Annotated in this window: 23 protein-coding genes; 14 read left to right on the top strand and 9 right to left on the bottom strand. The window is 67.0% G+C overall.

Translation table 11 applies throughout. The features are described from left to right. Positions 1-78 precede the first annotated feature (78 nt). Positions 79-492 (bottom strand): BLUF domain-containing protein, encoded by a 414-nt coding sequence (locus QOL79_RS15005; RefSeq protein ID WP_231729179.1) that lies wholly within the window; start codon positions 490-492, stop codon positions 79-81. A 143-nt stretch (positions 493-635) separates the two neighbouring features. Here QOL79_RS15005 and QOL79_RS15000 point away from each other — a divergent pair, with 143 nt between their 5' ends. From QOL79_RS15000 to QOL79_RS14980, 5 genes are all read left to right on the top strand, one after another. Then, positions 636-890, top strand: coding sequence for a hypothetical protein (locus QOL79_RS15000; protein WP_058457314.1), 255 nt, complete (start codon positions 636-638; stop codon positions 888-890). After that, positions 890-1,525, top strand: a complete 636-nt coding sequence (locus QOL79_RS14995) for a sigma-70 family RNA polymerase sigma factor (protein ID WP_058457315.1) — start codon at positions 890-892, stop codon at positions 1,523-1,525. Before QOL79_RS15000 ends, QOL79_RS14995 begins: the two co-directional genes overlap by 1 nt. 69 nt (positions 1,526-1,594) lie before the next feature. Beyond that, the gene (locus tag QOL79_RS14990; protein WP_058457316.1) at positions 1,595-2,770 is read left to right on the top strand and encodes a PQQ-dependent sugar dehydrogenase; all 1,176 of its coding nucleotides are present in this window, start codon (positions 1,595-1,597) and stop codon (positions 2,768-2,770) included. A gap of 68 nt (positions 2,771-2,838) precedes the next feature. Further along, a complete protein-coding gene (locus QOL79_RS14985; protein ID WP_058457317.1) occupies positions 2,839-3,579 on the top strand; it encodes an esterase/lipase family protein in 741 nt (246 codons plus the stop codon). A 45-nt stretch (positions 3,580-3,624) separates the two neighbouring features. Next, entirely contained in the window at positions 3,625-3,945 is a 321-nt protein-coding gene (locus QOL79_RS14980) for a hypothetical protein (protein ID WP_058457318.1), read from the top strand. Positions 3,946-4,231: 286 nt separating this feature from the next. Here the strand turns inward: QOL79_RS14980 and QOL79_RS14975 are convergent, their stop codons facing one another. Both QOL79_RS14975 and QOL79_RS14970 read right to left on the bottom strand, forming a co-directional pair. Further along, entirely contained in the window at positions 4,232-4,624 is a 393-nt protein-coding gene (locus tag QOL79_RS14975; RefSeq protein ID WP_058457481.1) for an acyl-CoA thioesterase, read from the bottom strand. A 172-nt stretch (positions 4,625-4,796) separates the two neighbouring features. Further along, the gene (locus QOL79_RS14970) at positions 4,797-6,044 is read right to left on the bottom strand and encodes a threonine ammonia-lyase (protein WP_058457480.1); all 1,248 of its coding nucleotides are present in this window, start codon (positions 6,042-6,044) and stop codon (positions 4,797-4,799) included. Positions 6,045-6,101: 57 nt separating this feature from the next. On the opposite strand from QOL79_RS14970, the gene QOL79_RS14965 reads away from it, so the two are divergent. The 4 genes from QOL79_RS14965 (at position 6,102) to QOL79_RS14950 (ending at position 11,311) form a co-directional block, all read left to right on the top strand. Then, entirely contained in the window at positions 6,102-6,980 is an 879-nt protein-coding gene (locus QOL79_RS14965) for an NAD(P)-dependent oxidoreductase (protein ID WP_058457479.1), read from the top strand. A 176-nt stretch (positions 6,981-7,156) separates the two neighbouring features. Then, on the top strand, positions 7,157-8,809 hold the full coding sequence (locus tag QOL79_RS14960; RefSeq protein WP_058457478.1) for an amidohydrolase: 1,653 nt from the start codon (positions 7,157-7,159) through the stop codon (positions 8,807-8,809). Continuing rightward, positions 8,790-10,067, top strand: coding sequence for an FAD-dependent oxidoreductase (locus tag QOL79_RS14955; protein WP_156417344.1), 1,278 nt, complete (start codon positions 8,790-8,792; stop codon positions 10,065-10,067). The genes QOL79_RS14960 and QOL79_RS14955 overlap by 20 nt, the downstream gene beginning before the upstream one ends. A gap of 95 nt (positions 10,068-10,162) precedes the next feature. Beyond that, positions 10,163-11,311, top strand: a complete 1,149-nt coding sequence (locus tag QOL79_RS14950; RefSeq protein WP_058457476.1) for an alpha-hydroxy acid oxidase — start codon at positions 10,163-10,165, stop codon at positions 11,309-11,311. Positions 11,312-11,422: 111 nt separating this feature from the next. Here the strand turns inward: QOL79_RS14950 and creD are convergent, their stop codons facing one another. After that, the gene (gene creD / locus QOL79_RS14945; RefSeq protein ID WP_082657834.1) at positions 11,423-12,919 is read right to left on the bottom strand and encodes a cell envelope integrity protein CreD; all 1,497 of its coding nucleotides are present in this window, start codon (positions 12,917-12,919) and stop codon (positions 11,423-11,425) included. A 403-nt stretch (positions 12,920-13,322) separates the two neighbouring features. On the opposite strand from creD, the gene QOL79_RS14940 reads away from it, so the two are divergent. Next, positions 13,323-13,739: a hypothetical protein gene (locus tag QOL79_RS14940; RefSeq protein WP_058457475.1), complete on the top strand. Its 417-nt coding sequence runs from the start codon at positions 13,323-13,325 to the stop codon at positions 13,737-13,739. 31 nt (positions 13,740-13,770) lie between these two features. Beyond that, positions 13,771-14,256 carry a GNAT family N-acetyltransferase gene (locus tag QOL79_RS14935; protein ID WP_058457474.1) on the top strand — a complete coding sequence of 162 codons (486 nt, stop codon included), beginning with the start codon at positions 13,771-13,773 and terminating at the stop codon, positions 14,254-14,256. Positions 14,257-14,262: 6 nt separating this feature from the next. Here the strand turns inward: QOL79_RS14935 and QOL79_RS14930 are convergent, their stop codons facing one another. Continuing rightward, entirely contained in the window at positions 14,263-15,012 is a 750-nt protein-coding gene (locus QOL79_RS14930; protein ID WP_082657833.1) for a class I SAM-dependent methyltransferase, read from the bottom strand. A 332-nt stretch (positions 15,013-15,344) separates the two neighbouring features. Between QOL79_RS14930 and QOL79_RS14925 the strand changes: the two genes are divergently transcribed. After that, a complete protein-coding gene (locus tag QOL79_RS14925; protein ID WP_058457473.1) occupies positions 15,345-15,812 on the top strand; it encodes a nuclear transport factor 2 family protein in 468 nt (155 codons plus the stop codon). A gap of 19 nt (positions 15,813-15,831) precedes the next feature. On the opposite strand, the gene QOL79_RS14920 is transcribed toward QOL79_RS14925, so the two are convergent. The 4 genes from QOL79_RS14920 to QOL79_RS14905 form a co-directional block, all read right to left on the bottom strand. Continuing rightward, positions 15,832-16,953 (bottom strand): S41 family peptidase, encoded by a 1,122-nt coding sequence (locus QOL79_RS14920; protein WP_058457472.1) that lies wholly within the window; start codon positions 16,951-16,953, stop codon positions 15,832-15,834. A gap of 77 nt (positions 16,954-17,030) precedes the next feature. Then, complete coding sequence (locus tag QOL79_RS14915; RefSeq protein ID WP_058457471.1) at positions 17,031-17,231, bottom strand: hypothetical protein; 201 nt, start codon at positions 17,229-17,231, stop codon at positions 17,031-17,033. A gap of 11 nt (positions 17,232-17,242) precedes the next feature. After that, positions 17,243-18,388: an acyltransferase family protein gene (locus tag QOL79_RS14910; protein ID WP_058457470.1), complete on the bottom strand. Its 1,146-nt coding sequence runs from the start codon at positions 18,386-18,388 to the stop codon at positions 17,243-17,245. 22 nt (positions 18,389-18,410) lie between these two features. After that, positions 18,411-19,928, bottom strand: a complete 1,518-nt coding sequence (locus QOL79_RS14905; protein ID WP_058457469.1) for an acyl-CoA carboxylase subunit beta — start codon at positions 19,926-19,928, stop codon at positions 18,411-18,413. A gap of 56 nt (positions 19,929-19,984) precedes the next feature. Here QOL79_RS14905 and QOL79_RS14900 point away from each other — a divergent pair, with 56 nt between their 5' ends. Together QOL79_RS14900 and QOL79_RS14895 are read left to right on the top strand one after the other, a co-directional pair. Then, positions 19,985-20,479: a thioredoxin family protein gene (locus QOL79_RS14900; RefSeq protein WP_058457468.1), complete on the top strand. Its 495-nt coding sequence runs from the start codon at positions 19,985-19,987 to the stop codon at positions 20,477-20,479. A 10-nt stretch (positions 20,480-20,489) separates the two neighbouring features. Further along, on the top strand, positions 20,490-21,269 hold the full coding sequence (locus QOL79_RS14895; RefSeq protein WP_058457467.1) for an SDR family NAD(P)-dependent oxidoreductase: 780 nt from the start codon (positions 20,490-20,492) through the stop codon (positions 21,267-21,269). Positions 21,270-21,370: the final 101 nt, after the last annotated feature.

The following is a 21,370-nucleotide window of genomic DNA, read 5'->3' as shown; positions in this document are numbered from 1 at the left end:
GCCTTTTATATGCTCGGGTTCTACTGAACCTTGTCCAAGGCTTAGCGCCTTGAAACTTCAATGCAAGGGTAGCGCAGGTCAGAATGTCGCGCGGCGACGGCCCAGCGCAATGAAGTTTGCCATCATCCGCTCGTCCTGCGGATCGAGTCGGCGGTTCGCGGCAAGTCGGGCCAGATCCTCGTCATATCCCTCGAAGCCCGGACAATAGAGCATCGACCATTCGGCGAACTCGCGAACGTCGATCGCGCGGCGCCTCACCTCGACCATTCCGCTGTGGCGCGGGTCGCACCGGATCGTATCGAGGCACGCATCGACCTCGCCCGCCGGACCTTCGAGCAGCTGCATGAAATTATGGCCATTATAGATGAGCGCGCCGGTGAGTCCGTCCCGCCTATTGTTGCGCCGGGCGCTCAGCAGGATTGCGGCAATATCTTCTTCGCGGATCAACGGATCGGCGACGCTGACGTAAATCACTGAAATCAAGGTGGTCACGCTCCTGTTTCCCGGGCATAGGCCGGGAAAGATGTGACCCCTCACGCCGGTCCGAATAAGAGCAGTGTTGCTTCATGGCAACGCGTTCGTCGCAAAAAACAACCAAAGCGGGAACCAGCGGCGCATTCCGTCGTTGCTTCGGCATGGCTACGCACGGCAACAACAGGTTCAACGGAAAGGACCGCCCTGTCATCGGGCAGGATGAACCGCGCCGGTCGAACGGCAGCTTCCCCGGCACCGGCAGCGATCAGTGGCACCGTACGCTGACGGGCCGCCAGTCGCCCGAGCCGGTGAGCGCCAAGCTGCGGATGATCTACGGCAATATCGTCGCCGAACAATTGCCCGCCGATATGCTCGACTTGCTTGCGAAGCTCGACCACGAGAGCCCCGAACAATAATGGCGCGAACCAGCACTGCGCCGCTGCCGCAGGACAATAGCTCCCTTTCGGACAGCGAGTTCAAGGCCCTGCTGGCGGGCGTCATTCCCCATTTGCGCGCCTATGGCCGCAGCCTGTCGGGCAACCCCGACCTTGCGGACGATCTCACGCAGGACACGATGGTCAAGGCCTGGGCTTCGCGCGACCGGTTCGAGCGCGGCACCTCGATCAAGGCGTGGACCTTCGTCATCCTGCGCAACACCTTCCTGTCGCAGATGCGGCGGAACAAGTTCCACGGCGACTATGATGAGGTCGCGGTGGAGCGGACGCTGTCGACGCCCGCCAGCCAGGAGGATGCGGGCGAGATGACCGACCTGCAACGCGCGCTGATGGAATTGCCGCAGGACCAGCGCGAGGCGCTGATCCTCGTCGGCGCCGGCGGCATGTCCTACGAGGAAGCTGCAAGCATCTGCGACTGCGCGCTCGGCACGATGAAAAGCCGCGTGTCGCGCGCGCGGTCGGCGCTTGAGGAGATCATGGCGAACGGGCAATTCTCGCAGAAACGCGCCGACGCGCCACCCGCAAGCGAGGCGATCGACGCGATCATGAACAGCGTCGAGGAAATAACCGCGCGCCGCGAGGCATCGGGGGGCTGAACCCTCTCGACTTCACGGCCGGGGTGCGCCAGATTTGATATTCCGCCCCCCAGCAAAGCGAGCAAATTCATGAAGAAAATCTCCCCCGCCGCCCTATTTGCGGCGATGATCGTTGCCGCCTGCTCGGCCGGCACGACGAGCAACGCCGCGCCCGCCGACAGCGCCAGCCTCGACGCATCGGGCGCGCAGCCCGCGACCCCGCTCGCCGAAGCTCCCTTCGCGGTCCGCGAGATCGCGCGCTTCGACGAACCCTGGGCGATGACCTTCCTCCCGCGCGGCAAGCAGGCGCTCGTCACCGAACGGTCGGGCAAGCTCAAACTCTGGCAGGAGGACGGGCCGACGCTCGACGTCGCGGGCGTGCCCGCCGTCGCCTATGGCGGACAGGGCGGCCTCGGCGACGTGATCCTTGCGCCCGACTTCGCGACCAGCGGCGCGATCTACCTGAGCTGGGCCGAACCGGGCGACGGCGGCACCGCCGGTGCGGTGGTCGGCCGCGCGAAACTGGTGCAGGGCGCCGCGCCGCGCCTCGAGGGACTGCAGATCATCTGGAAACAGGATCCCAAAGTCACCGGCCGCGGCCATTATTCGCACCGCCTCGCCTTCTCGCCCGACGGCCAATATCTCTTCATCGGTTCGGGCGAGCGGCAGAAGTTCGATCCCGCGCAGGACAGGAAGGCCAATCTCGGCAAGGTCGTCCGGCTGAATCCCGATGGCAGCGTCCCCGCCGACAATCCCTTTGCCTCGCAAGGCGGCGTGACCGCGCAGATCTGGTCGCTCGGCCACCGCAACATCCTCGGCCTCGCCTTCGACGGCACGGGCAAGCTCTGGCAGCAGGAAATGGGTCCGAAGGGCGGCGACGAGGTCAACCTCGTCGAGGCGAAGGCGAATTACGGCTATCCGATCGTCTCGAACGGCGACCATTATGACGGGCGCGACATTCCCGACCACCCGACGCGGCCGGAGTTCGACGCACCGAAGCTGTGGTGGAACCCTTCGGTCTCGCCCGCCGGGCTCGTCTGGTACGGCGGCGATCTCTATCCGGGCTGGAAGAACAGCCTGCTGATGGGTGCGCTGTCGGGTCAGGGGCTGATCCGGATGCAGGTCGACGGCGACACGCTGCATAAATCGGACCGCTGGGACTTCGGCACCCGCATCCGCGAGGTCGAAGTGCGCGACGACGGCTCGGTCTGGCTGCTGACCGATGGCGAGGGCGGCAAGCTGTTACGGCTGGTTCCGAAGGGCTAGGGTTAGGACCCAAGCCCCGCCATGCGCCTGCCTTCGCACGCCTGCAAAATCTGCTATAGGCGCCCACGATGATCCGCGGCTTCCTTACCCGGCGCGCCGAATGGCCCGCGCGCATTCCCGATCCCGACGCACCGCCGCCGCTCTCGCTGCTGTGGCGCGAGGTCGGGGCGCTGCTGCGCGCCATCGCGGGGCGCATCCGGCCGATGCCGCCCGAACCCAATCCCGACAGCGAGCATCCGCCGGTGATGGTGCTGCCCGGTTTCCTCTCGGGCGACTGGGCCACCAAAGCGCTGCGCGGCGACCTCCGCCGCGCAGGGTTTCGCTGCTACGCCTGGGGCCTCGGCTTCAATCGCGGCGCGACTCCTGACATCATCGAGCGCATCGACAGCCGCGTGCAGTGGATCATCGACCGCACCGGTTATGCCCCCGCGCTCGTCGGCTGGAGCCTCGGCGGCATCTACGCACGCGAATATGCCAAGCATCATCCCGACAAGGTCGCGCGCGTCGTGACGCTCGGTTCGCCTTTTTCGGGCAGCCGACGCGCCAACCGCGCCTGGCGGCTGTACCATCTCGTCGCGCGCCACCCGGTCGACAATCCGCCGATCGACTTCCACCCGGCGCCGCGCCCCTCGATGCCGACCTTCGCGCTCTGGTCGCGGCACGACGGCGTGATCGCGGTGAACAGCGCGCGCGGCGCGCCGCACGAAAGCGACCGGCAGGTCGAGGTCGATTGCGGCCACATGGGCTTCGCCTATGCGCCGACGTCTGTGGCGGCTATCATCAAGGCGTTAACCGAAGAGATAGGTTGATCGGGCAAGCGGCGGCGTCTCCCCCCTTCGAAGGACAATGATTCCATGCTGACCGTCACGACCGCCGCGATCGCCCTGATGATGCAGGGCGCCCCCGCGCCGGCGTGTACGCTCGGCCGGATCGCGGGCGATCCGCGCGAAACGCGAATCTGGGTGTCGCTCGCCCCCTCGCCCGGCGCCCGCCGCACCGCGCGGGTAAAGCCCGGTCAGCCCGTTTTTCTCTGCGGGTCGCGGGGCGTATGGATCTTCGTCCGCTTCGCCGACCGCCGCCACAGCTGCGGCGGCATCGGCAGCCGCCCGGCCCGCGCGGGTTCGACCTGCGCCGAAGGCTGGATCGAACGGCGGCGGATCATCAGCGAGCGCTAGAGCGGACGGCGGGTTGCGACCGGAGGTTGCTGTTTGGTTCCTCCCCGTGGCGCAGCCATGGGGAGGTGGCAGTGCGAAGCGCTGACGGAGGGGCAAGTGGCGCGAGGTCGCGGCCCCTCCACCATCGCCTGCGGCGACGGTCCCCCTCCCCACGGCTGCGCCGCAGGGAGGATATTCCTTTCTTCGTCATCCCGGACTTGATCCGGGATCCATCGCGGCGTTGAAGTCGTGGACCCCGGATCAAGTCCGGGGTGACGAATGTCTGGAATCCACTGCCAAATCCGCCCTACCCCAAAAACGGAGCGACAATCTCGTCCGTCACGCGCAGCGGCCGCCCGCTCGCCTTTTCGAGCAGCGCCCACACCGTTCGCGCCCGGACATGCACCTTTCCGTCCGCGCCGGTGAATTCCATGAAGCGGTCGAACTTAGCGCCCTGCGGCTTGTCGGCGACCCACGTCCGCGCGGTCACCGTCTCGCCGGGGCCGAGCGCGCGCAGATAATCGATCTCGTGTCGCACCACGACCCAGATGTAGGCATCCTTGTGGCTCTGCGGCGCGGCGGCGTCCCAATGGCCCGTCGCAACCTGCTGGATCCACTGGACCCACACGGCATTGTTGACATGGCCAAGCTCGTCGATGCTGTCGGGGGTGGCGGTGAAGGAGAGGGTGAATTCTTTCATCTAGCCGCCATAGCAATCCCCTCCCGCCAGCGGGAGGGGCAGTGAGACTTGCGAACTTGTTCGCTAGTCGCAACGGGGTGGGCATGCAGCGAGGCCGCCTTGCCCACCCCGCTGCGGCTAGGCAGCAAGCTGCCAAGCCTCGCCACCCCTCCCTCCTGCGGGAGGGGGGAAATCAAGCCAGCTCGACCGTCGTCACCATATAACCCGCATCGCGCAGCGAGGCGACGAGGCTGTCGAGATGCTCGCGGTCGCGCGCTTCGCATTCGATGTCGGTGATCAGGCCCTTGGCGGGCAGCGTGGTGAAGATACGCTGGTGGTAGATTTCGATGATGTTGACCTGTTTTTCGTCGAACAGCTTCATCACCTTGAACAGCGCACCCGGGCGATCCTGCAGGCGGATGCGCAGGCGCGCGATGCGGCCCGACCGCGCAAGGTCGCGCAGCAGCACGTTCGCGAGCAGCCGCGTGTCGATATTGCCGCCGGTGAGTACCAGTCCGACCTTGCGCCCGGCGAATTCCTCGGGATGCGCGAGCATCGCCGCGAGTCCCGCGGCCCCTGCGCCCTCCACCACGGTCTTTTCGATCTGCAACAGCAGGCTGACCGCGCGCTCCAGATGGCGCTCGGCGACGAGCACGATGTCGTCGTTGAGTTCGGCGACCAGCTTGCGGGTGTAAGACCCCGGCTCCTTGACCGCGATGCCCTCGGCCAGCGTGTCGCCCTCGCACGCCATGTCGACGCCATTCAGCTCGGCATACATCGACGGATACAGCTCGGCCTGCACGCCGACGAGGCGCATGTCGTTCTTGATCCCGCGCGCCGCGGTGCCCATCCCTGCGAGCAGCCCGCCGCCACCGATCGGCACGATCAGCGTATCGAGCTCGGGCACATCCTCGAGCATTTCAAGCGCCACCGTCCCCTGCCCCGCGGCAACGTGCGGATGGTCGAAGGGGTGCACGAAGGTCAGCCCGCGTTCCTTCTCCAGCACCCGCGCGTGGGCATAGGCGTCGTCGAACGTCTCGCCGTGCAGCACGATCGTCGCGCCATGGCTCGCGGTCTGCGACACCTTCACCTGCGGCGTCGTCTTCGGCATCACGATCGTCACCGGCACGCCGAGCCGCTTGCCGTGATAGGCGAGGCCCTGTGCGTGATTGCCCGCCGACGCCGCGATCGCGCCGCGCGCCTTCGCCTCGTCGCTGAGCAGCAGCAACGCATTGAGCGCGCCGCGCTCCTTGTACGCCGCGGTGAATTGCAGATTCTCGAACTTCAGCCACACTTCGGCGCCGACCAGCTCGGAGAGCGTCTGCGATTTCAGCGTCGGCGTCCGCACGACCGCGCCGTTAATTCGCACCGCAGCCGCACGGACATCGTCGAGCGAGATCACCGGAAGATCGGCAGCGGGAGCGGTTGCGAGGTCTGTCATAACGCGGCTGGCCCTAGCCCATCTGGCGCGCGAAGCAAACAATGCTATGGACCCCTTATGAGCGAACAGAAATTGCGCATCAGCTTCATCGGCACCGGCGTTATGGGCGGGCCGATGGCGGGGCACCTCGCAAGGGCGGGGCACGACCTCACCGTCTATAACCGCACGCGGTCGAAGGCCGATGCCTGGGTCGCGACCTATGGCGGCGCGGCGGCATCGACCCCCGCCGGGGCCGCGGCCGACGCCGACGTCGTCCTGACCTGCGTCGGCAACGACGATGATCTCGCGCAGGTGACGCTCGGCCGCGATGGCGCCTTTCGCGCGATGAAGAAAGGCGCGCTGTTCATCGACCACACCACTGTTTCCGCCCGCATCGCGCGCCAGCTTTCGGTCGAGGCCGAGGGGCTCGGCCTCCACAGCGTCGACGCCCCCGTCTCGGGCGGCCAGTCGGGCGCCGAGGCCGGCACGCTGTCGATCATGTGCGGCGGCACGAAAGCCGCGTTCGAGGCGGCCGAACCCGTCATGCGCGCCTATGCCGCGCGCATGGTCCATATCGGCGGCCCCGGCGCGGGGCAGACGACGAAGATGGTCAACCAGATCGCGATCGCCGGCGTGCTGCAGGGTCTCTCCGAAGCCTTGCGTTTCGCACAGGCTTCGCGCCTCGATACCGACAAGGTGTTCGAGGCGGTGTCGGGCGGCGCCGCGGCGAGCTGGCAGATGCTCAACCGCTGGGGCACGATGGCGAAGGACGAGTTCGACTTCGGCTTCGCGGTCGACTGGATGCGCAAGGATCTGGGCCTCGCGATCGAGGAAGCGCGCGTCAACGGCGCGACCTTGCCCGTCGCCAGCCTCGTCGACCAATTCTACGCCGATGTGCAGAAGCTCGGCAACGGCCGCCGCGACACCAGCTCGCTCGTGACGAGGTTGCCGAAATGAGCGGGCGCGGGAAAGATCATCCCCTCCCGCAGGCGGGAGGGGCAGCGAAACTCGGTCCGGCGCAGCCGGGCCTAGTTGCAGCGGGGTGGGCCAGCCTACCTCGCATCCTGCCCACCCCGCTGCGACTAGCGAGCAAGCTCGCAAGTCTCACTGCCCCTCCCGCTTGTGGGAGGGGATTGTTAGCCCTGCTCGCCCTGGCCATCTCAACCCCCGCGCACGCCGACACGCTCGTCGATAATGTCAACGGCATCACGCTCGACAAGGACGGGAAGCTCGTCCGCTTCACCGGCCTCGTCATCGGCAGCGACGGCAAGGTCAAGCAGCTCCTCGACCGCAAGGACAAGCGCCCCGAACGCCCCGATTTCAAGGAAGACGGCAGGGGCCGCACCTTGATCCCCGGCCTGATCGACGCCCACGGCCATGTCATGGGCCTCGGCTTCCAGTTGATGCTGCTCGACCTCAGCGGCACCAACAGCCTCGCCGAGGCACAGGCGGCGATCCGCAAATATGCCGCCGAAAATCCCGAAATGCCGTGGATCATCGGCTTCGGCTGGAATCAGGAAAAATGGGGTCTCGGCCGTTTCCCGACCGCCGCCGATCTCGACGCCGCGGTCCCCGACCGCGCGGTCTGGCTCGAACGCGTCGATGGCCACGCCGGCTGGGCCAATACGGCGGCCATGACCGCCGCAAAGATTACCGCCGCTACCAAAGCTCCCGAGGGCGGCCGCATCGAAATGGCGGGCGGCAGACCCTCGGGTGTCTTCGTCGACGCCGCGATGGGCCTGATCGACGGCGCGAAGCCCAAGCCGCTGGCGCGCGACCTCGACCGCGCCTTCCTCCTCGCCCAGCAGAAGCTGATATCGCAGGGGATTACGAGCATCGCCGACATGGGCACGACGATCGCCGAATGGCAGGCGTACCGCCGCGCCGGGGACAAGAAGCAGCTCGCGGTGCGCATTCTCTCCTACGGTGGCGACATCGACAATATGGCAATCATCGCGGGGTCCGAACCGACGCCGTGGCTCTACGACGACAAGCTGCGCATGGTCGGGGTGAAGCTCTATCTCGACGGCGCGCTCGGCTCGCGCGGTGCGTGGCTGAAGGCGCCGTACAGCGACGCGCCCGGCCAGAAGGGCCTGCCTTTGCTCTCCCCCGCGCAGCTCCGCAACAAGATGGTGCGCGCCTCGATGGACAAGTTCCAGGTCGCGATCCACGCGATCGGCGACGCCGCCAATGCCGAGGCGTTGAGCGCTATCGCCGACCTCACCGCCGACCTGCCCGGCGAACGCCGCTGGCGCATCGAACATGCCCAGATCGTCGACCCGCTCGACATTCCGAAATTCGCCGAGCTCAAGGTCATTGCGTCGATGCAACCCGTGCACCAGACCAGCGACCGGCTGATGGCCGAAGCCCGCCTCGGCCCCGACCGGCTGAAGGGCGCCTATGCGTGGCGCAGCATGGAAAAGGCCGGCGTCCGCCTTGCCTTCGGCTCCGACGTGCCGGTCGAGAGCGCCAACCCCTTCCCCGGCATCGCCGCCGCGATTTCGCGCACCGACGCCGCGGGCCAGCCCGTTGGCGGCTGGCGCCCCGAGGAGACGGTGACGCGCGAAACCGCGCTCGACGGCTTCACGCGCACCGCCGCTTATGCCGCCTTCGCCGAAGACCGGCTCGGCACGCTGATGCCCGGAATGCGCGCCGACTTCGTGATGCTCGAGTCCGATCCGCTGCTCGCCAGCCCCGACGAGATCCGCAAGATGACCCCGCTCGAAACCTGGATCGGCGGCTATCGCTACTACAAGAAGAGCGAGGGTGCGACCGTTGGCAGGTGACGTGCCGTCGCGTCGGGCTCTGCTGACCGGGATGGTTGCGCTGCCAGTCGCGACCACGGTAGCCGCCGCCGAGCGCAAGGAGCGCAAGCCGAAAAAGCGCAAACCCGCGCGCCCGAAGGTCCAGCATGTCGACGTTGCGATCATCGGCGCGGGCGTATTCGGCGCGTGGACCGCGTGGCACCTCGTCCGCGCGGGCAAGTCGGTCCGGCTGTTCGACGCCTATGGCGCGGGCCACTGGCGCGCCTCGTCGGGGGGCGAGAGCCGCGTCATTCGCATGGGCTATGGCGCCGACACCATTTACTCGGACATGGCGAAGGAGTCGCTTCCGTACTGGAAAGACCTGTCCGACACCGCGAGCCTGCCGATCTTCCACAACACCGGCGTCCTCTGGTTCGCGCCGCAGGGCGACAGCTACACGCGGCAATCGCTCGACTGGTTCAAGGCGAACCGCGTCGATCATGAGCATGGCGACGTGCGCTGGCTGCAGGACAAATGGCGCCAGATCCAGTTTTACCAGGGCGAGACCGGCATCCTCGAAAAGGATGGCGGCGCGCTGATCGCCGGGCGCGGCGTGCAGGAAGTCATCGCCGACGCGCAGGTCGAGGTCGAGCGCGTCGTCATGCCCGCGCCGCTGATCGCCAAGAAGATCAGGAAGCACCGCCTGCCCGACGGCGGCACCGCCGACCATCTCGTCTATTGCGCTGGCCCCTGGCTCGCCGAACTCTTCCCGCAACAGCTCGGCGGCAAGATCGTCGCGACGCGGCAGGAGGTCTATCATTTCGGCGCGCCGCAGGGCGACACGCGCTTCACCCCGGCCGAGCTGCCCGTCTGGGCCGACTTCAACAATGGCCGCATCGTCTATGGCATCCCCGACATCGAGGGCGCGGGGTTCAAGATCGCGATCGACGTCCATGGCCCCGTCGTCGACCCCGACACGCAGGACCGCGCCCCGACCCCCGCGGGCATCGCCGAGGCGCGCGCCTATCTCGCGCAGCGCTTCCCCGGCCTCACCGACGCGCCGCTAATCGGTGCGCGCGTCTGCCAGTATGAGAATAGTTCGAACGGCGACTATATGATCGACCGGTTGCCCGGACAGGACCGCATATGGCTGGTCGGCGGCGGGTCGGGTCACGGGTTCAAGAACGGACCCGCGGTGGGCAAGCGTGTCGCCGCGCATATCCTCGACCCCGCGCTGCCGGTCGAACCGCGCTTCAGCTATGCGACCAAGGGCACGGTTGCGGCGCGGACGGTCTATTAATTTCGTCATTGCGAGCGCAGCGAAGCAATCCAGAGTTGCGCAAACCGCTCTGGATTGCTTCGCTGCGCTCGCAATGACGGGAATATAGGGCAAGCATGAAACTCACCGACTGCCACAATATCGACGATTTCCGCGCGCTCGCGAAGCGCCGCCTGCCCTGGCCGGTGTTCGACTATATCGATGGCGCCGCCGACGACGAGGTGACGCGCCGCCGCAACCGCGACGCCTTCGACCGCTGCGACCTCGTTCCGCGCGTCCTTGCCGGGGTCGAGAGCATCGATATGCGGACCACGCTGTTCGGGCGCGAGATGGCGATGCCGCTCTTCCTCTCGCCGACCGCGCTCCAGCGCCTGTTCCACTGGCAGGGCGAACGCGCCGTGCTGCGCGCCGCAGCGAACGCCGGCACCGTCGCGGGTATCTCCAGCCTCGCCACCATCAGCCTCGCCGAAGCGGGCGCGCTCACCGATGGCCCCAAGCTGTTCCAGCTTTACGTCCACCACGACGACGGGCTCAACAAGGCGATGCTCGACGCCGCGCGCGACGCGAAGTTCGACGCGGTCGCGCTCACCGTCGACACGATCGTCGGGGGCAACCGTGAACGCTGCCTCCGCTCGGGCTTCACCTCGCCGCCGCGCTTCACCGCGCGCAACATGCTGAGCTATGCGATCAAGCCCGGTTGGGGGCTCAATTACATGCTGCGCGAGAAGTTCAGCCTGCCCAATCTGGCAACGCACGTTTCGGAAGGGTCGAGCGTGCCCAAATCGGTCGCCGAATATTTCACCTCGATGCTCGACCAGAGCCTCGACTGGAAGCGCGCCGAGGCGATCCGCAAGCAGTGGAACGGCCCCTTCTGCCTGAAGGGCATCGCCGCGGTCGAGGATGCGAAGCGCGCGGTCGATATCGGCGCGACCGCGATCATGGTCTCGAACCACGGCGGGCGCCAGCTCGACGGCAGCATCACGCCCTTCGACGCCCTCGCCGAGATCGTCGACGCGGTCGGCGACAAGCTGGAGGTGATCTGCGACGGCGGCATCACGCGCGGCACGCATGTGCTGAAGGCGCTGTCGGTCGGCGCGAAAGCCTGCTCGGGCGGCCGCCTCTATCTCTACGCACTCGCCGCGGCAGGCGAGGACGGCGTCGGCCGCGCGGTCGGCCTGCTCCGCGCCGAGATCGAGCGCGGCATGAAACTGATGGGGGCCAAGACCCTCGCGGATCTCGGCCCCCACAATCTGCGCTGGCGGTAACGGACCAAAAAGCCGTGTGCCCCCGCGAAGGCGGGGGCCCATCACCTGCGGGTGACATTTGGAGCCGGCCGGAGATGGGTCCCCGCCTTCGCGGGGACGCACGGCTTTCTGCTAAGCGCCCGCGGCCGCCGCAACCTCCTCCTTCTTGCCCAGCCCGCCCCAGTCGATGTTTCGCGTCATGTACATCACGCCCGCGAGCGCGAAGAACATCAGCACCGACCCGATCAGCAACGAGTATGCTTCGAGGTTGAGGAGCACATAGAGCAGCGCATAAAGCCCGATCAGCATCGCCGCGAGGAAGCGCGCGCGCTTCCAGCTTTTCAGCACCGCCGCGCTGTAGAAGGTCAGCAGCCCGATGATCCCCGCCGACGCGAGCATATAGGCGGGGGTGAACCCAATCACCTCGGCAAACGCCAGCAGCAGCACGAAGAACAGCACCAACGCGACCCCGGTCAGCAGATATTCGGCCGCCGCAACCCGCGCGCCCGCGATGATGTCGAACATCAGGAAGGCGACGAAGGTGAAGCCGATGAACAGGAAGCCATATTTGATGCTGCGGTCGACCTGGCTGTACAGGTCGACGGGTTCGATCAGGCTGATCGCGATCGCCTTCGCCGTGCCGCCCGAGGTCTCCATCGTGCCGCTGCCATCGTTCGCGGCGGGCGCCGACACCGCGACGGCATAGGCATCACGCGTACCGTAATTGGTTGCGACCGGCGGCGACAGGTCGCCCGTCAGCACCTGCGCCTGACCCAATGCGAGGTTCGGGATCGCATAGGTCGCGGTGAAGCCGCTCGCCGTCACGCTGCGCTTCGCGGGGAGGAAATCACCGCCGAAGCTCGGGTTCGGCCAGCTCGACTTGACCGTCCAGCGCGTGTCGACGCCGCGCGGGATCAGCTTGAAATCGCCGAGACCGCGCACGCCGATCCTGTAATCGACCTTGAGCGGCGCGCCCGCGGTCCAGTCGACGAAGGCGAAGGTGCCCGAATTGCCCGTCGAGGCGAGCCCCTTGCCCGGCTGCAGCGGCACGGGCGTGCCATTCACCGCGAGGCTGTTGCCGTCGACCAGCCCGCGCGCGTCGCTGACGCCGAGGCGTACCTCGGCGCGGTCGAGCATCAGCGCCTCGCGCGTCACGCCATAGCGCGCGATATCGGCGGGCAGCACGAAATCGGCGCTCCCCGCGATCTGGCTTTCATAGACGACGGTCTCGTAGATCGCCTTCTTGCGCTTCTCGGGCTTGATTGCGACGTCGGCCTTGTTCGCCTGCGGCGACAGGTAGAGATTCCGGATCGTGTTGACTGTCCGCGTCACGTCGCGGCCATTTTCCTGCACGGTCTGCGTTTCGGTGGCGCGGTACGGGATCACGATCACCGGGCCGCCGATCGTCTGCTGGCCGCCCCAGCCCTGCCCGATCGACGCCTGCGCGGTCTCGGCCTGCTGCTGGCGATCCCAGAGCAGGCCATAGACCATCAGCAAGGGCACCATCAGCGCGACCGCGATCAGCACCGCGATCACGAGCTTGACGCCGGGGCTGCGCTCGCCGCCGCCGCGGGCGGGGGGAATGGGGGGAACCGATACGCTTTGGGGGGATTGAGACGCTTGAGGCATGGGGGTTTCGCTCCAGCTACTTCAACTCGTCGATGAAATTGCACGGTTCACCGATAGCGTCAAGCCGTGTTGAGACAAAGCGCCGCCGAGTTGGCGATCCGCACTCCGCCGAAGCGCCGTGTTGGCCTTGGTATGCACCTACGGCGGGTTTGGGGAGGATTCCAGACCTTCGTCATCCCGGACTTGATCCGGGATCCATTGCAGCGCCGAAGTCGTGGGCCCCGGATCAAGTCCGGGGTGACGATGAACGATAGGCCAGCCTCCGGTCGACTCCTGCCATCGCATCCCGAACGGTCGCAAATGCCATCTCTCGCCCGAAACCCGACACCCCACCGCAACATCGCCTTTGAAACACCGACGGCACCTTCTAGCATCGCCGAAAACATCGCGGGGGGAGGCTCACATGCCCGAAAAATTCGACGCGCTCGACCGGCTGGTCCAACTGCTGTTCCTGATCGCCGCCATCACGGCGGTCGCCAACGGCCTCTTCATGGTGGCAAAGCCGCTCGACTGGTATGTCTTCATCCCCACCGTCGTCACCACCGGTCCGCCGAACGCCCATTTCATCCGCGACATCGGCCTCGCCTATGCGGGGTCGGGGCTGATCCTGCTCTACGCTGCCGCGAACCCGGTCCTCCGCTGGCGCGCTGCGGTCGTCGGCGGGCTGTGGCTGGCGCTGCACGGCCTGCTCCATCTCTATGAGGTCGCCGCCGGCATCTGCGGCCCCGCGACCTTCTGGGCCGACGCGCCCGCCGTACTCGGCCAGCCGGGGCTCGTTATCGCCGCGCTGCTCATCCTGCGCGGGCGAAAGCGTATTTGACAGCCGCGCCGCCGCCCGACAGAGCAGCGGCATGACCCTCTCGATCCGCTCCGCCACGCCCGCCGACCTGCCGCTGATCGCGCAGTTCATCCGCGACCTCGCCGACTATGAAAAGCTCGCGCACGAGGTCCGCTTCGACGAGGCGAAGCTCGGCGCAAAACTCTTCGGCCCGCGCCCCTATGCCGAGGTGATCATCGGCGAGATCGACGGGCAGCCGCAGGGCTTCGCGCTTTTCTTCCACAATTTCTCGACCTTCGAGGGGCGCCCCGGCATCTATCTCGAGGATCTGTTCGTGCGCCCCGGCGCGCGCGGATCGGGGCTCGGCAAGGCGCTGCTCGCGCATCTCGCGACGCTCTGCGTGACACGCGATTGCGCGCGCCTCGAATGGTCGGTGCTCGACTGGAACACCCCGTCGATCGGCTTCTACCAAAGCCTCGGCGCGAAGCTGATGGACGAATGGACGGTGATGCGCGTCGACGGGGCGGCGCTGACCGGTCTTGCCGCCAGCGCAGCCTGACCGCGCTTATTTCGGTTTGCGGAACCGCAGGACGAACTGATCGGTCTTGCCCTGGATCGCCGGATCGAACACCGGCTTGCTCCGGTCGTCGCCGGGGTTCGCGAGCAGCTTGCTTTCGGAATCGAAGACGAAGCCCGCCTGTAACACTTCGGCCTTCACCGCGTCCGCATCGGCGCGGTGCAGCGTGTCGACGTCGCGAAAGCCCGATCCGGCGACCGCGCTATGGTCGAGCACGACATAATAGCCGCCGGGCTTCAGCGCGGCGAAGGCCGCCTTGTTGACCGTTGCCGCCGCATCCGCGGGTGCTTTCGATCCCTTGAGGTCGTGATAGTTGCGCGACGTCCACACCAGGTTCGCCGAACCGGCGGGCGCGATCTCGGCAAGCGACCCGACGTGCAGGACGATGTTCTGGCGCCCGGGTTCGCGAACGAGCGCCTTGAGTTCGTCCGACTCGCGCGACGCGGCGGCATAGACCTTGCCGGTCGGCCCGACGGCGTTCGAAAAGACGCGGGTGAAATAGCCGGCGCCCGGCAGGATTTCGACGACCGTCTGGCCGCGCCGGACGCCCGTGAATTTCATCATCATCGCCGGCTTGCGCAGCGCGTCCTGCGCAATGTCGCTGGCCGGGCGGTCGGGCCGGAAAATGGCCGCTCCCGCCACGCCCGACATCGCAGGCAAGGCGACGACGGCACCGAGCGCGAGACTGCAGGCGGCCAGAAAAGCCGACCGGCGGCGGAGTGATGGCGATATCGGCATAGGAACCTCCCTGAGAGTCGATTGGACATCGGCTAGACGCGAGCAACGCGGCGATTGGATGCACCGCCGGTCTAGATGAATCGTGCGGCCGGCTACTGTATTATTCGATCAACACACATGCGAAGCCGACGGATGGGCGAACGACGGGCGGCGTCGCGCGCGCACGAGACGATCGGCGGCGCCCCGAAATCCTGCGATTCCAGTCACTCACCGCCGACATTTGCCTGCCCATCCAAATCATGCTTCCCTGCCGCCGGGCCGCGGGCAGTTCGCGCTTTTTTGCGAACGATTCGGTCACCCGATACGGGGACCGGCAACGACGGGGAAATCGCATGACCATCAAATTGCTTGCCGCTTCGGCGGCCCTCCTGCTCATGGGCGCGGCGTCGCAGGCGCACGCCCAGATGCCCACCTGGTCCGCCGAACAGGGCGAAGTGTGGAAATTCGTCCAGCAAAGCTGGGTCGACGATGTCGCGCAGAACGGCAAATGGCCCGCCGAATATGCCGATCCTCAAATGGTCACCTGGTCGGCCGAATTCGCCGCCCCGCGCGGCAAGGACGCGACCGTCCGCTGGACCAAGTTCCAGAACTCGCAGGGCAAGGTGCTGCAATATGAACTGGCGCCGCAGTCGATCTCGCTCAGCGGCAACACGGCGGTCGTGACCTATGCGCTCACCATCGTCGCACAGCGCGGCACCGACAAGCCCGACTGGGGCAAGGAAGCGATCGTCGAGACGCTGGTGCGCAGCGGCGGGGGCTGGAAATTCCTCTCCTCGACCAGCTTCTCGCTCGAGAAATAGCGCGGCGGCGGAGCGGCGGTCAGCGCGCCCCGCGCGGTTTCCGCCGCTCCATCGGCCACGCCGGCCTATGCGCGTCGGACAGCGTCTTCGCCTCCGCCGGCGCGACGCCGAGGTCGGTCAGCGCCCGGACCAGCGCGTCGGCGGGCGGCACCGCGATGTCGGGCTGCACGCCGTCGCCTTCCCAATCCTTGCCGGTCGCGGGGTCATAGGTGCGCCCGACCGGGATAAAAGCCGCATAGCCGCCGCCCAATTCCTCGCCGCGCCCGAAATGATTGGCGCCCGCGGTCGGCGCGCCGACCAGGATGCCGCGATGCGTGTGCTTCATCGCCAGCGCGAAATGCTCGGCCGCCGATCCGCTCGCGCCCGAGGTCAGCACATAGACCTTGGCCTTGTGCAGCCTCTTGTCGCCATTCGGCGTCGCCCAATGCTCGCGCGCAACCATGCCGGGGTCGCCCTTCACAAGGCGCAGCGAAGCGACACCGTCGATCGGCGATCCGCCCTCGGCGTCGACCGAGGCGCGCGTCGCCATTGTCACCAGCCGCGTCGGCTCGGCGAACAGCCAAGGAAAGATCACGTCCATCTGCTCGAGCCCGCCGCCATTGTGACTGCGGATATCGAAGATGATCGCCTTGGCATCGGCATGGTCGGCCATGAATTTCGCCGCCGCCTCGGTCACCGCCGCATCGTCGGGAAACAGGTTGAAGCGGATGAAGGCGATCCCCGGCGCGATCCAGCCCGCCTGCTCGACCGGCGGCTTGCGCGGGCGCGGAGTCGTCGGCGCCGCAGCACCGGAAGCGGCCGGCGCCGCCGCCGCGCCTTCGGGAACGCGCAGCCGCAAATGGCCGTCGGGCGCGACCCCATTCACATCGGCGTCGATCGCCGCGCCCAGCGCCTCGCCGGTCAGCGTCCGGTAGCGACCGGCCTTGATCCCCGCGCGCAGCGCCGCGGCATAGCGTTTCCCCGTCTCGGGATAGACATAGTCGCGTTCGAGCAGCGCGGCATATTTCTCCGCCACCGCATCGCCGATGCTTTCAGCGGCCGCTTCGTCGGCCGCAAACGCCGTCGGCGGTGCGATCGCGGGCACTGCAATCATCGCGGCAGCCATCAACAGGCCGGGCAAAAGGCGCGAGGAACGAATCATCTCTGTCTCCAATCCACTCCCGGTTCGGCGCGAGGTGTATCAGAGTTGCAATACAGATCAACTACATTTGTAGTCGACTACGGACGGCGCCGCGCGAACCAGACGAGCATGGCGCCGACCACCGCCAGCACCGCCCCATTGCGCGTCCAGGTCGGATCGCCGAGCATGAAGCTGCTCGCCGGCCAGCGCACGATGTCCAGCCCCTGCAATATCCACAGCCCACCGACCAAAATCGCCGCGATCCCGACGATCGCCATGATACCCTTGAGTGCGCCCATCAGTCCCTCCCCTATCTGCCTTCTTGTCTCCGCTGCAATCCGATCAGCGGCCGCAGCCATCCGATGCTGCGCCCGATCGCATAGAAAAGCCAGCATCCGGTCACCGTTGCCGCCAGCAGGATCAGGAAAGACGGCAGCGCCGCGACCCCGGCGTGCAGCAGGTACCAGCCCGCGACGACGATGATCGTCTGGTGGATGATGTAAAAGGGGAACACCGCCTCGGCGAGCATCGCGCGCTTCGGATGATCGCGGTTCCAGAAACGGTCGGCAATCCCGACCATCGCGACGATCGTCGCCCAGCCCTGCACCTGCCGCGCGGCATGATAGGGCGGAAAAACCCAGTCGGGCGCGATCGTATCGCCGGGCCAGGTCCATTCGACCCATGCGATCGGAACGAAGGCAAGCACCGCCAGCACCGCCGCGACCGGCCAGCAGCGCGCCACGCTGTCGAACAGCACCGGCCGAACGCGCAGCAACCAGCCGACCCCGAACGCCATCAGATAATGGAGATGCGACGGCCCGTCGTCGAGCAAAGCGTGGGTCTCGTCATGGTGAGGAAAGGCACCATAAACCGCGAGCCACCAAAGCATCGGGACGATCAGCAACCCCCAGCCGCGCAGCAGCCGCGCGCCGGCATCGGCGACCCTCGCGCGCGTCTCGCCCGGGACGAGCGCCAGCAGCAATGCGGCGAGCATCGTATAGGCCCACAGATAGACGACGAACCACAGATGCTGCCAGGTCGGCAGGATGATCCCGTCGAGCGCACCGAACCGGAAATAATCGTGCAGCCAGAAATGCACAAAGCCGTTCGGATAGCCATGCTGCCCCGCCAGTTCGATCCATGGCTGCGGCGGAATGACGAAGACGATACCGAAGGCGAGCGGGATCAGCAGCCGCGCACTCCGCGACCGGGCGAATGCCCCCGCCCCGCCGAGCTTTCCCGAAAGCGACGCGCTGGCATAGCCCGACACGAGAAACAGCAGCGCCAGCCGCCAGCCATTCGTCGCCAGCATCGGGATCGCAACCCAGTCGATCGTCGGATCGATCTTCACATGCCAATGCCACGGCACGAAATACATGCCGATATGATAGAGGATGAGCAGCGCGAACGCCCCGATCCGCAGCCAGTCCATGCCGTAATGGCGCGTGGATTTCATGCGCTGCCTTCCCATCCCGTCATTACCGCACCACCCGCCACGCCAATTCCGCAAATTCGCAAAGCAGCGGCCGCGTATCGCGCGGGTCGATGATGTCCTCGACCCCGAATTTTTCCGCCGTCCGGAACGGCGAGCGCACGCGATTGAGCCGCTCGCGGATCGCCTCCAGATGCGCCGCCGGATCCTCGGCGGCCTCGAGCTCGCTCTTGTACGCGACCTCGACCCCGCCCTCGATCGGCAGGCTGCCCCAGTCGCCCGACGGCCAGGCGAAACGATACTGGAAGCGTTCGGCGTTCGACATCGCGCTGCCCGCAATGCCATAGGCGCGCCGCACCACCACGGAAGCCAGCGGCACCGTCGCGCGGTAGATCGCGTTCATCGCCTGCACGCCATAGCGGATCGTCCCCGTCCGCTCGGCCTCGCCGCCGATCATGAAGCCCGGATTGTCGACCAGATGGACGATCGGCAGCCGGAACTGGTCGGCGAGCTTCACGAAGCGCTCGGCTTTCTCGCTCGTCTTCGCGTCCCACGATCCGCCGAGGTACGACGGGTCGCTCGCGAGCACCGCAACCGGATAGCCGTCGAGCCGCGCGAACGCCGTGATGGCGGCCCGCCCCCAACGCGCGCCCATCTCGAAGAAACTGCCCGTATCGAACACCGCATTCGCGATGCGCCGCATCGAATAGACCTGCTTTGCCTCGCGCGGCACGACCGACAGCAGGCTCTCCTCGCGCCGGTCGACCGGATCGCTGCACGGCGTGCGCTGCGCCCGATCATGGATCGACGACGGCAGGTACGACAGAAAGCGCCGCGCCGCCGCAAAGGCATCGGCCTCGCTCGCCACCTCGTCGTCGACGACGCCGTTGCGCGTATGCACATCGCTGCCGCCCAGCTCCTCGCGGTCGAGCGTATCGCCGATCGCGGCCGCGACCGCCGGCCCCGCCGCGAAGAGCTGCGACAACCCGCGCACCATCACGCTGTAATGGCTCGCAACGACGCGCGCTGCGCCCAGCCCCGCGGTCGGTCCGAGCGCGAGCGCGACCACCGGTACGGTGTCGAGATTGGCGATGATCTGGTCCCAGCCGGGAACATGCGGGATGTAGGTATAGCCCATATCCTCGAGCGTCTTCACCGAGCCGCCGCCGCCGGTGCCGTCGATCATGCGGATCAGCGGCAGGCGATATTCATGCGCCATCGCCTCGCACTGAACGAATTTCCGGTGCAGCGCTGCATCGGCCGCGCCGCCGCGCACGGTGAAATCGTCGGCGCTGGCAACGACCGGCCGCCCCTCGATATTCGCGCGCCCGAAGATGAAATTCGACGCCGCCAGATCTTCGAGTTCGCCGTCTGCGCCATAGCGCCCGCGCCCTGCGATCTTGCCGATCTCGCGAAAGCTGCCCGGATCGACGATACCCGCGAGCCGCGCCCGCGCGTCCATCTTGCCGCGACTATGCTGCCGCGCGACCTTTTCTTCCCCACCCATCTTCTCGGCCATCGCCCGGCGCTGTCCGAGCTCGCCCACTTCTTTTTCCCAGCTCATGGAAGGGAGGCTATCTTACGTTGACGGAAACGTCATCCGAAACCTATCGTCGCGCCATGATGCGCAACATCGCTTTCGCCTTCGCAGCCGCGATGCTCCCCCTCGGGGCGGGATCGGCGGCCGAAACGCGCACGATCCCCGGCGTCATCGATCCCTATAAGACGGAGGCCTTCAATCGCGCCGCCGACCCGATCGCGCAGATCGACGACGCACTGGCGAACTCCAGGCTCTCCGGCAAGCCTGTCCTGCTCGTCATGGGCGCCAACGAATGCCACGACAGCGCCTGGCTCGCGAACCTGCTCGCGACCGACCGTTTCGCTCCCGTCCGCGACCGCTACGCGATCGTCTATGCCGACATCGGCATGCCGCACGTCGGCGGCCTCGGCCGCAACCCCGATGTGCCGCGGCGGTTCGGCTTCCGGATCAGGGGAACGCCGACCGTCGCGATCCTCGATACCGAAGGCCGCGTGCTCAACCGCAAGGCCGCACCCCGATGGCGCAACGCCGCGAGCCGCAGCGACGACGAAATCTATGCAGAATTGATGCGATAGGGAGAGAGCGATGACCGACATGAACCTCGCGGGCCGCACCGCGCTCGTCACCGGCGCCTCGCGCGGGATCGGGCGCGGCATCGCGCTGGCGCTCGCGAAGGCGGGGGCGGATATCGCGGTCAACTACACGCGCGACGGCGACGCCGCCGCCGAAACCGTCGCGGAGATTCAGGCGCTCGGCCGCAAGACGAAGGCCTATCAGGCCTCGGTCGCCGAAGAGGAGGCCAGCGCCGCGATGGTGGCCGCGATCGAGGCCGACTTCGGCCCGCTGTCGATCCTCGTCAACAATGCGGGTATCGCCAGCCGCGGCCGGAGCGTCGCCGATACCGACGCCGCCGAGGTCGAGAAATTGCTCGCGATCCACGCCGTCGGCGCGCATCGCCTGTCGCGCCTCGCGCTGCCGCAACTCCGCCAGCACGACCGCAGCGACATCGTCATCATCTCGAGCATCGCGACGCTCCACCACGCCGCGAACGGCGCGCCCTACAATATGGCGAAGGCCGCGGGCGAAGCGCTCGCGCTCACGCTCGCGAAGGAGGAGGTGAAGAACGGCGTGCGCGTCAACATCGTCGCACCGTCGCTGACGGTCAGCGACATGGGCGAACGCCTCGCGCGCGCGATCACCGGCAACGACGACATCCATCACCTCGACACCAAATTCCCCTTCGGCCGCGTCCCCACCCCCGACGATGTCGCCGCCGCCGTCGTCTGGTTCGTAAGCGAGGCGAACCCCTATTGCTCGGGGCAAAAGCTCAACATCGACGGCGCCGGACAGGCCTCGTTCCGGTAACGCTCGTCATTGCGAGCGGCGAAGCCGCGTGGCAATCCAGAGCAGCACAAGCCACCCCGGATTGCCTCGCTCCGCTCGCAATGACGGACCAATGCAGATGA

The organism is Sphingopyxis sp. Geo48, from assembly GCF_949769155.1.
Classification (GTDB): Bacteria; Pseudomonadota; Alphaproteobacteria; order Sphingomonadales; family Sphingomonadaceae; genus Sphingopyxis.
This window is presented reverse-complemented; position numbering and strand designations above follow the sequence as displayed.

What these genes read in the sequence shown, in the direction of transcription:
- QOL79_RS15000 (WP_058457314.1), top strand. Translation starts at nt 636, where the DNA reads ATGGCTACGCACGGCAACAACAGGTTCAACGGAAAGGACCGCCCTGTC.
- QOL79_RS14995 (WP_058457315.1), top strand. Translation starts at nt 890, where the DNA reads ATGGCGCGAACCAGCACTGCGCCGCTGCCGCAGGACAATAGCTCCCTT.
- QOL79_RS14990 (WP_058457316.1), top strand. Translation starts at nt 1,595, where the DNA reads ATGAAGAAAATCTCCCCCGCCGCCCTATTTGCGGCGATGATCGTTGCC.
- QOL79_RS14985 (WP_058457317.1), top strand. Translation starts at nt 2,839, where the DNA reads ATGATCCGCGGCTTCCTTACCCGGCGCGCCGAATGGCCCGCGCGCATT.
- QOL79_RS14980 (WP_058457318.1), top strand. Translation starts at nt 3,625, where the DNA reads ATGCTGACCGTCACGACCGCCGCGATCGCCCTGATGATGCAGGGCGCC.
- QOL79_RS14975 (WP_058457481.1), bottom strand. Translation starts at nt 4,624, where the DNA reads ATGAAAGAATTCACCCTCTCCTTCACCGCCACCCCCGACAGCATCGAC.
- QOL79_RS14970 (WP_058457480.1), bottom strand. Translation starts at nt 6,044, where the DNA reads ATGACAGACCTCGCAACCGCTCCCGCTGCCGATCTTCCGGTGATCTCG.
- QOL79_RS14965 (WP_058457479.1), top strand. Translation starts at nt 6,102, where the DNA reads ATGAGCGAACAGAAATTGCGCATCAGCTTCATCGGCACCGGCGTTATG.
- QOL79_RS14950 (WP_058457476.1), top strand. Translation starts at nt 10,163, where the DNA reads ATGAAACTCACCGACTGCCACAATATCGACGATTTCCGCGCGCTCGCG.
- creD (WP_082657834.1), bottom strand. Translation starts at nt 12,919, where the DNA reads ATGCCTCAAGCGTCTCAATCCCCCCAAAGCGTATCGGTTCCCCCCATT.
- QOL79_RS14940 (WP_058457475.1), top strand. Translation starts at nt 13,323, where the DNA reads ATGCCCGAAAAATTCGACGCGCTCGACCGGCTGGTCCAACTGCTGTTC.
- QOL79_RS14935 (WP_058457474.1), top strand. Translation starts at nt 13,771, where the DNA reads ATGACCCTCTCGATCCGCTCCGCCACGCCCGCCGACCTGCCGCTGATC.
- QOL79_RS14930 (WP_082657833.1), bottom strand. Translation starts at nt 15,012, where the DNA reads ATGCCGATATCGCCATCACTCCGCCGCCGGTCGGCTTTTCTGGCCGCC.
- QOL79_RS14925 (WP_058457473.1), top strand. Translation starts at nt 15,345, where the DNA reads ATGACCATCAAATTGCTTGCCGCTTCGGCGGCCCTCCTGCTCATGGGC.
- QOL79_RS14920 (WP_058457472.1), bottom strand. Translation starts at nt 16,953, where the DNA reads ATGATTCGTTCCTCGCGCCTTTTGCCCGGCCTGTTGATGGCTGCCGCG.
- QOL79_RS14915 (WP_058457471.1), bottom strand. Translation starts at nt 17,231, where the DNA reads ATGGGCGCACTCAAGGGTATCATGGCGATCGTCGGGATCGCGGCGATT.
- QOL79_RS14910 (WP_058457470.1), bottom strand. Translation starts at nt 18,388, where the DNA reads ATGAAATCCACGCGCCATTACGGCATGGACTGGCTGCGGATCGGGGCG.
- QOL79_RS14905 (WP_058457469.1), bottom strand. Translation starts at nt 19,928, where the DNA reads ATGAGCTGGGAAAAAGAAGTGGGCGAGCTCGGACAGCGCCGGGCGATG.
- QOL79_RS14900 (WP_058457468.1), top strand. Translation starts at nt 19,985, where the DNA reads ATGATGCGCAACATCGCTTTCGCCTTCGCAGCCGCGATGCTCCCCCTC.
- QOL79_RS14895 (WP_058457467.1), top strand. Translation starts at nt 20,490, where the DNA reads ATGACCGACATGAACCTCGCGGGCCGCACCGCGCTCGTCACCGGCGCC.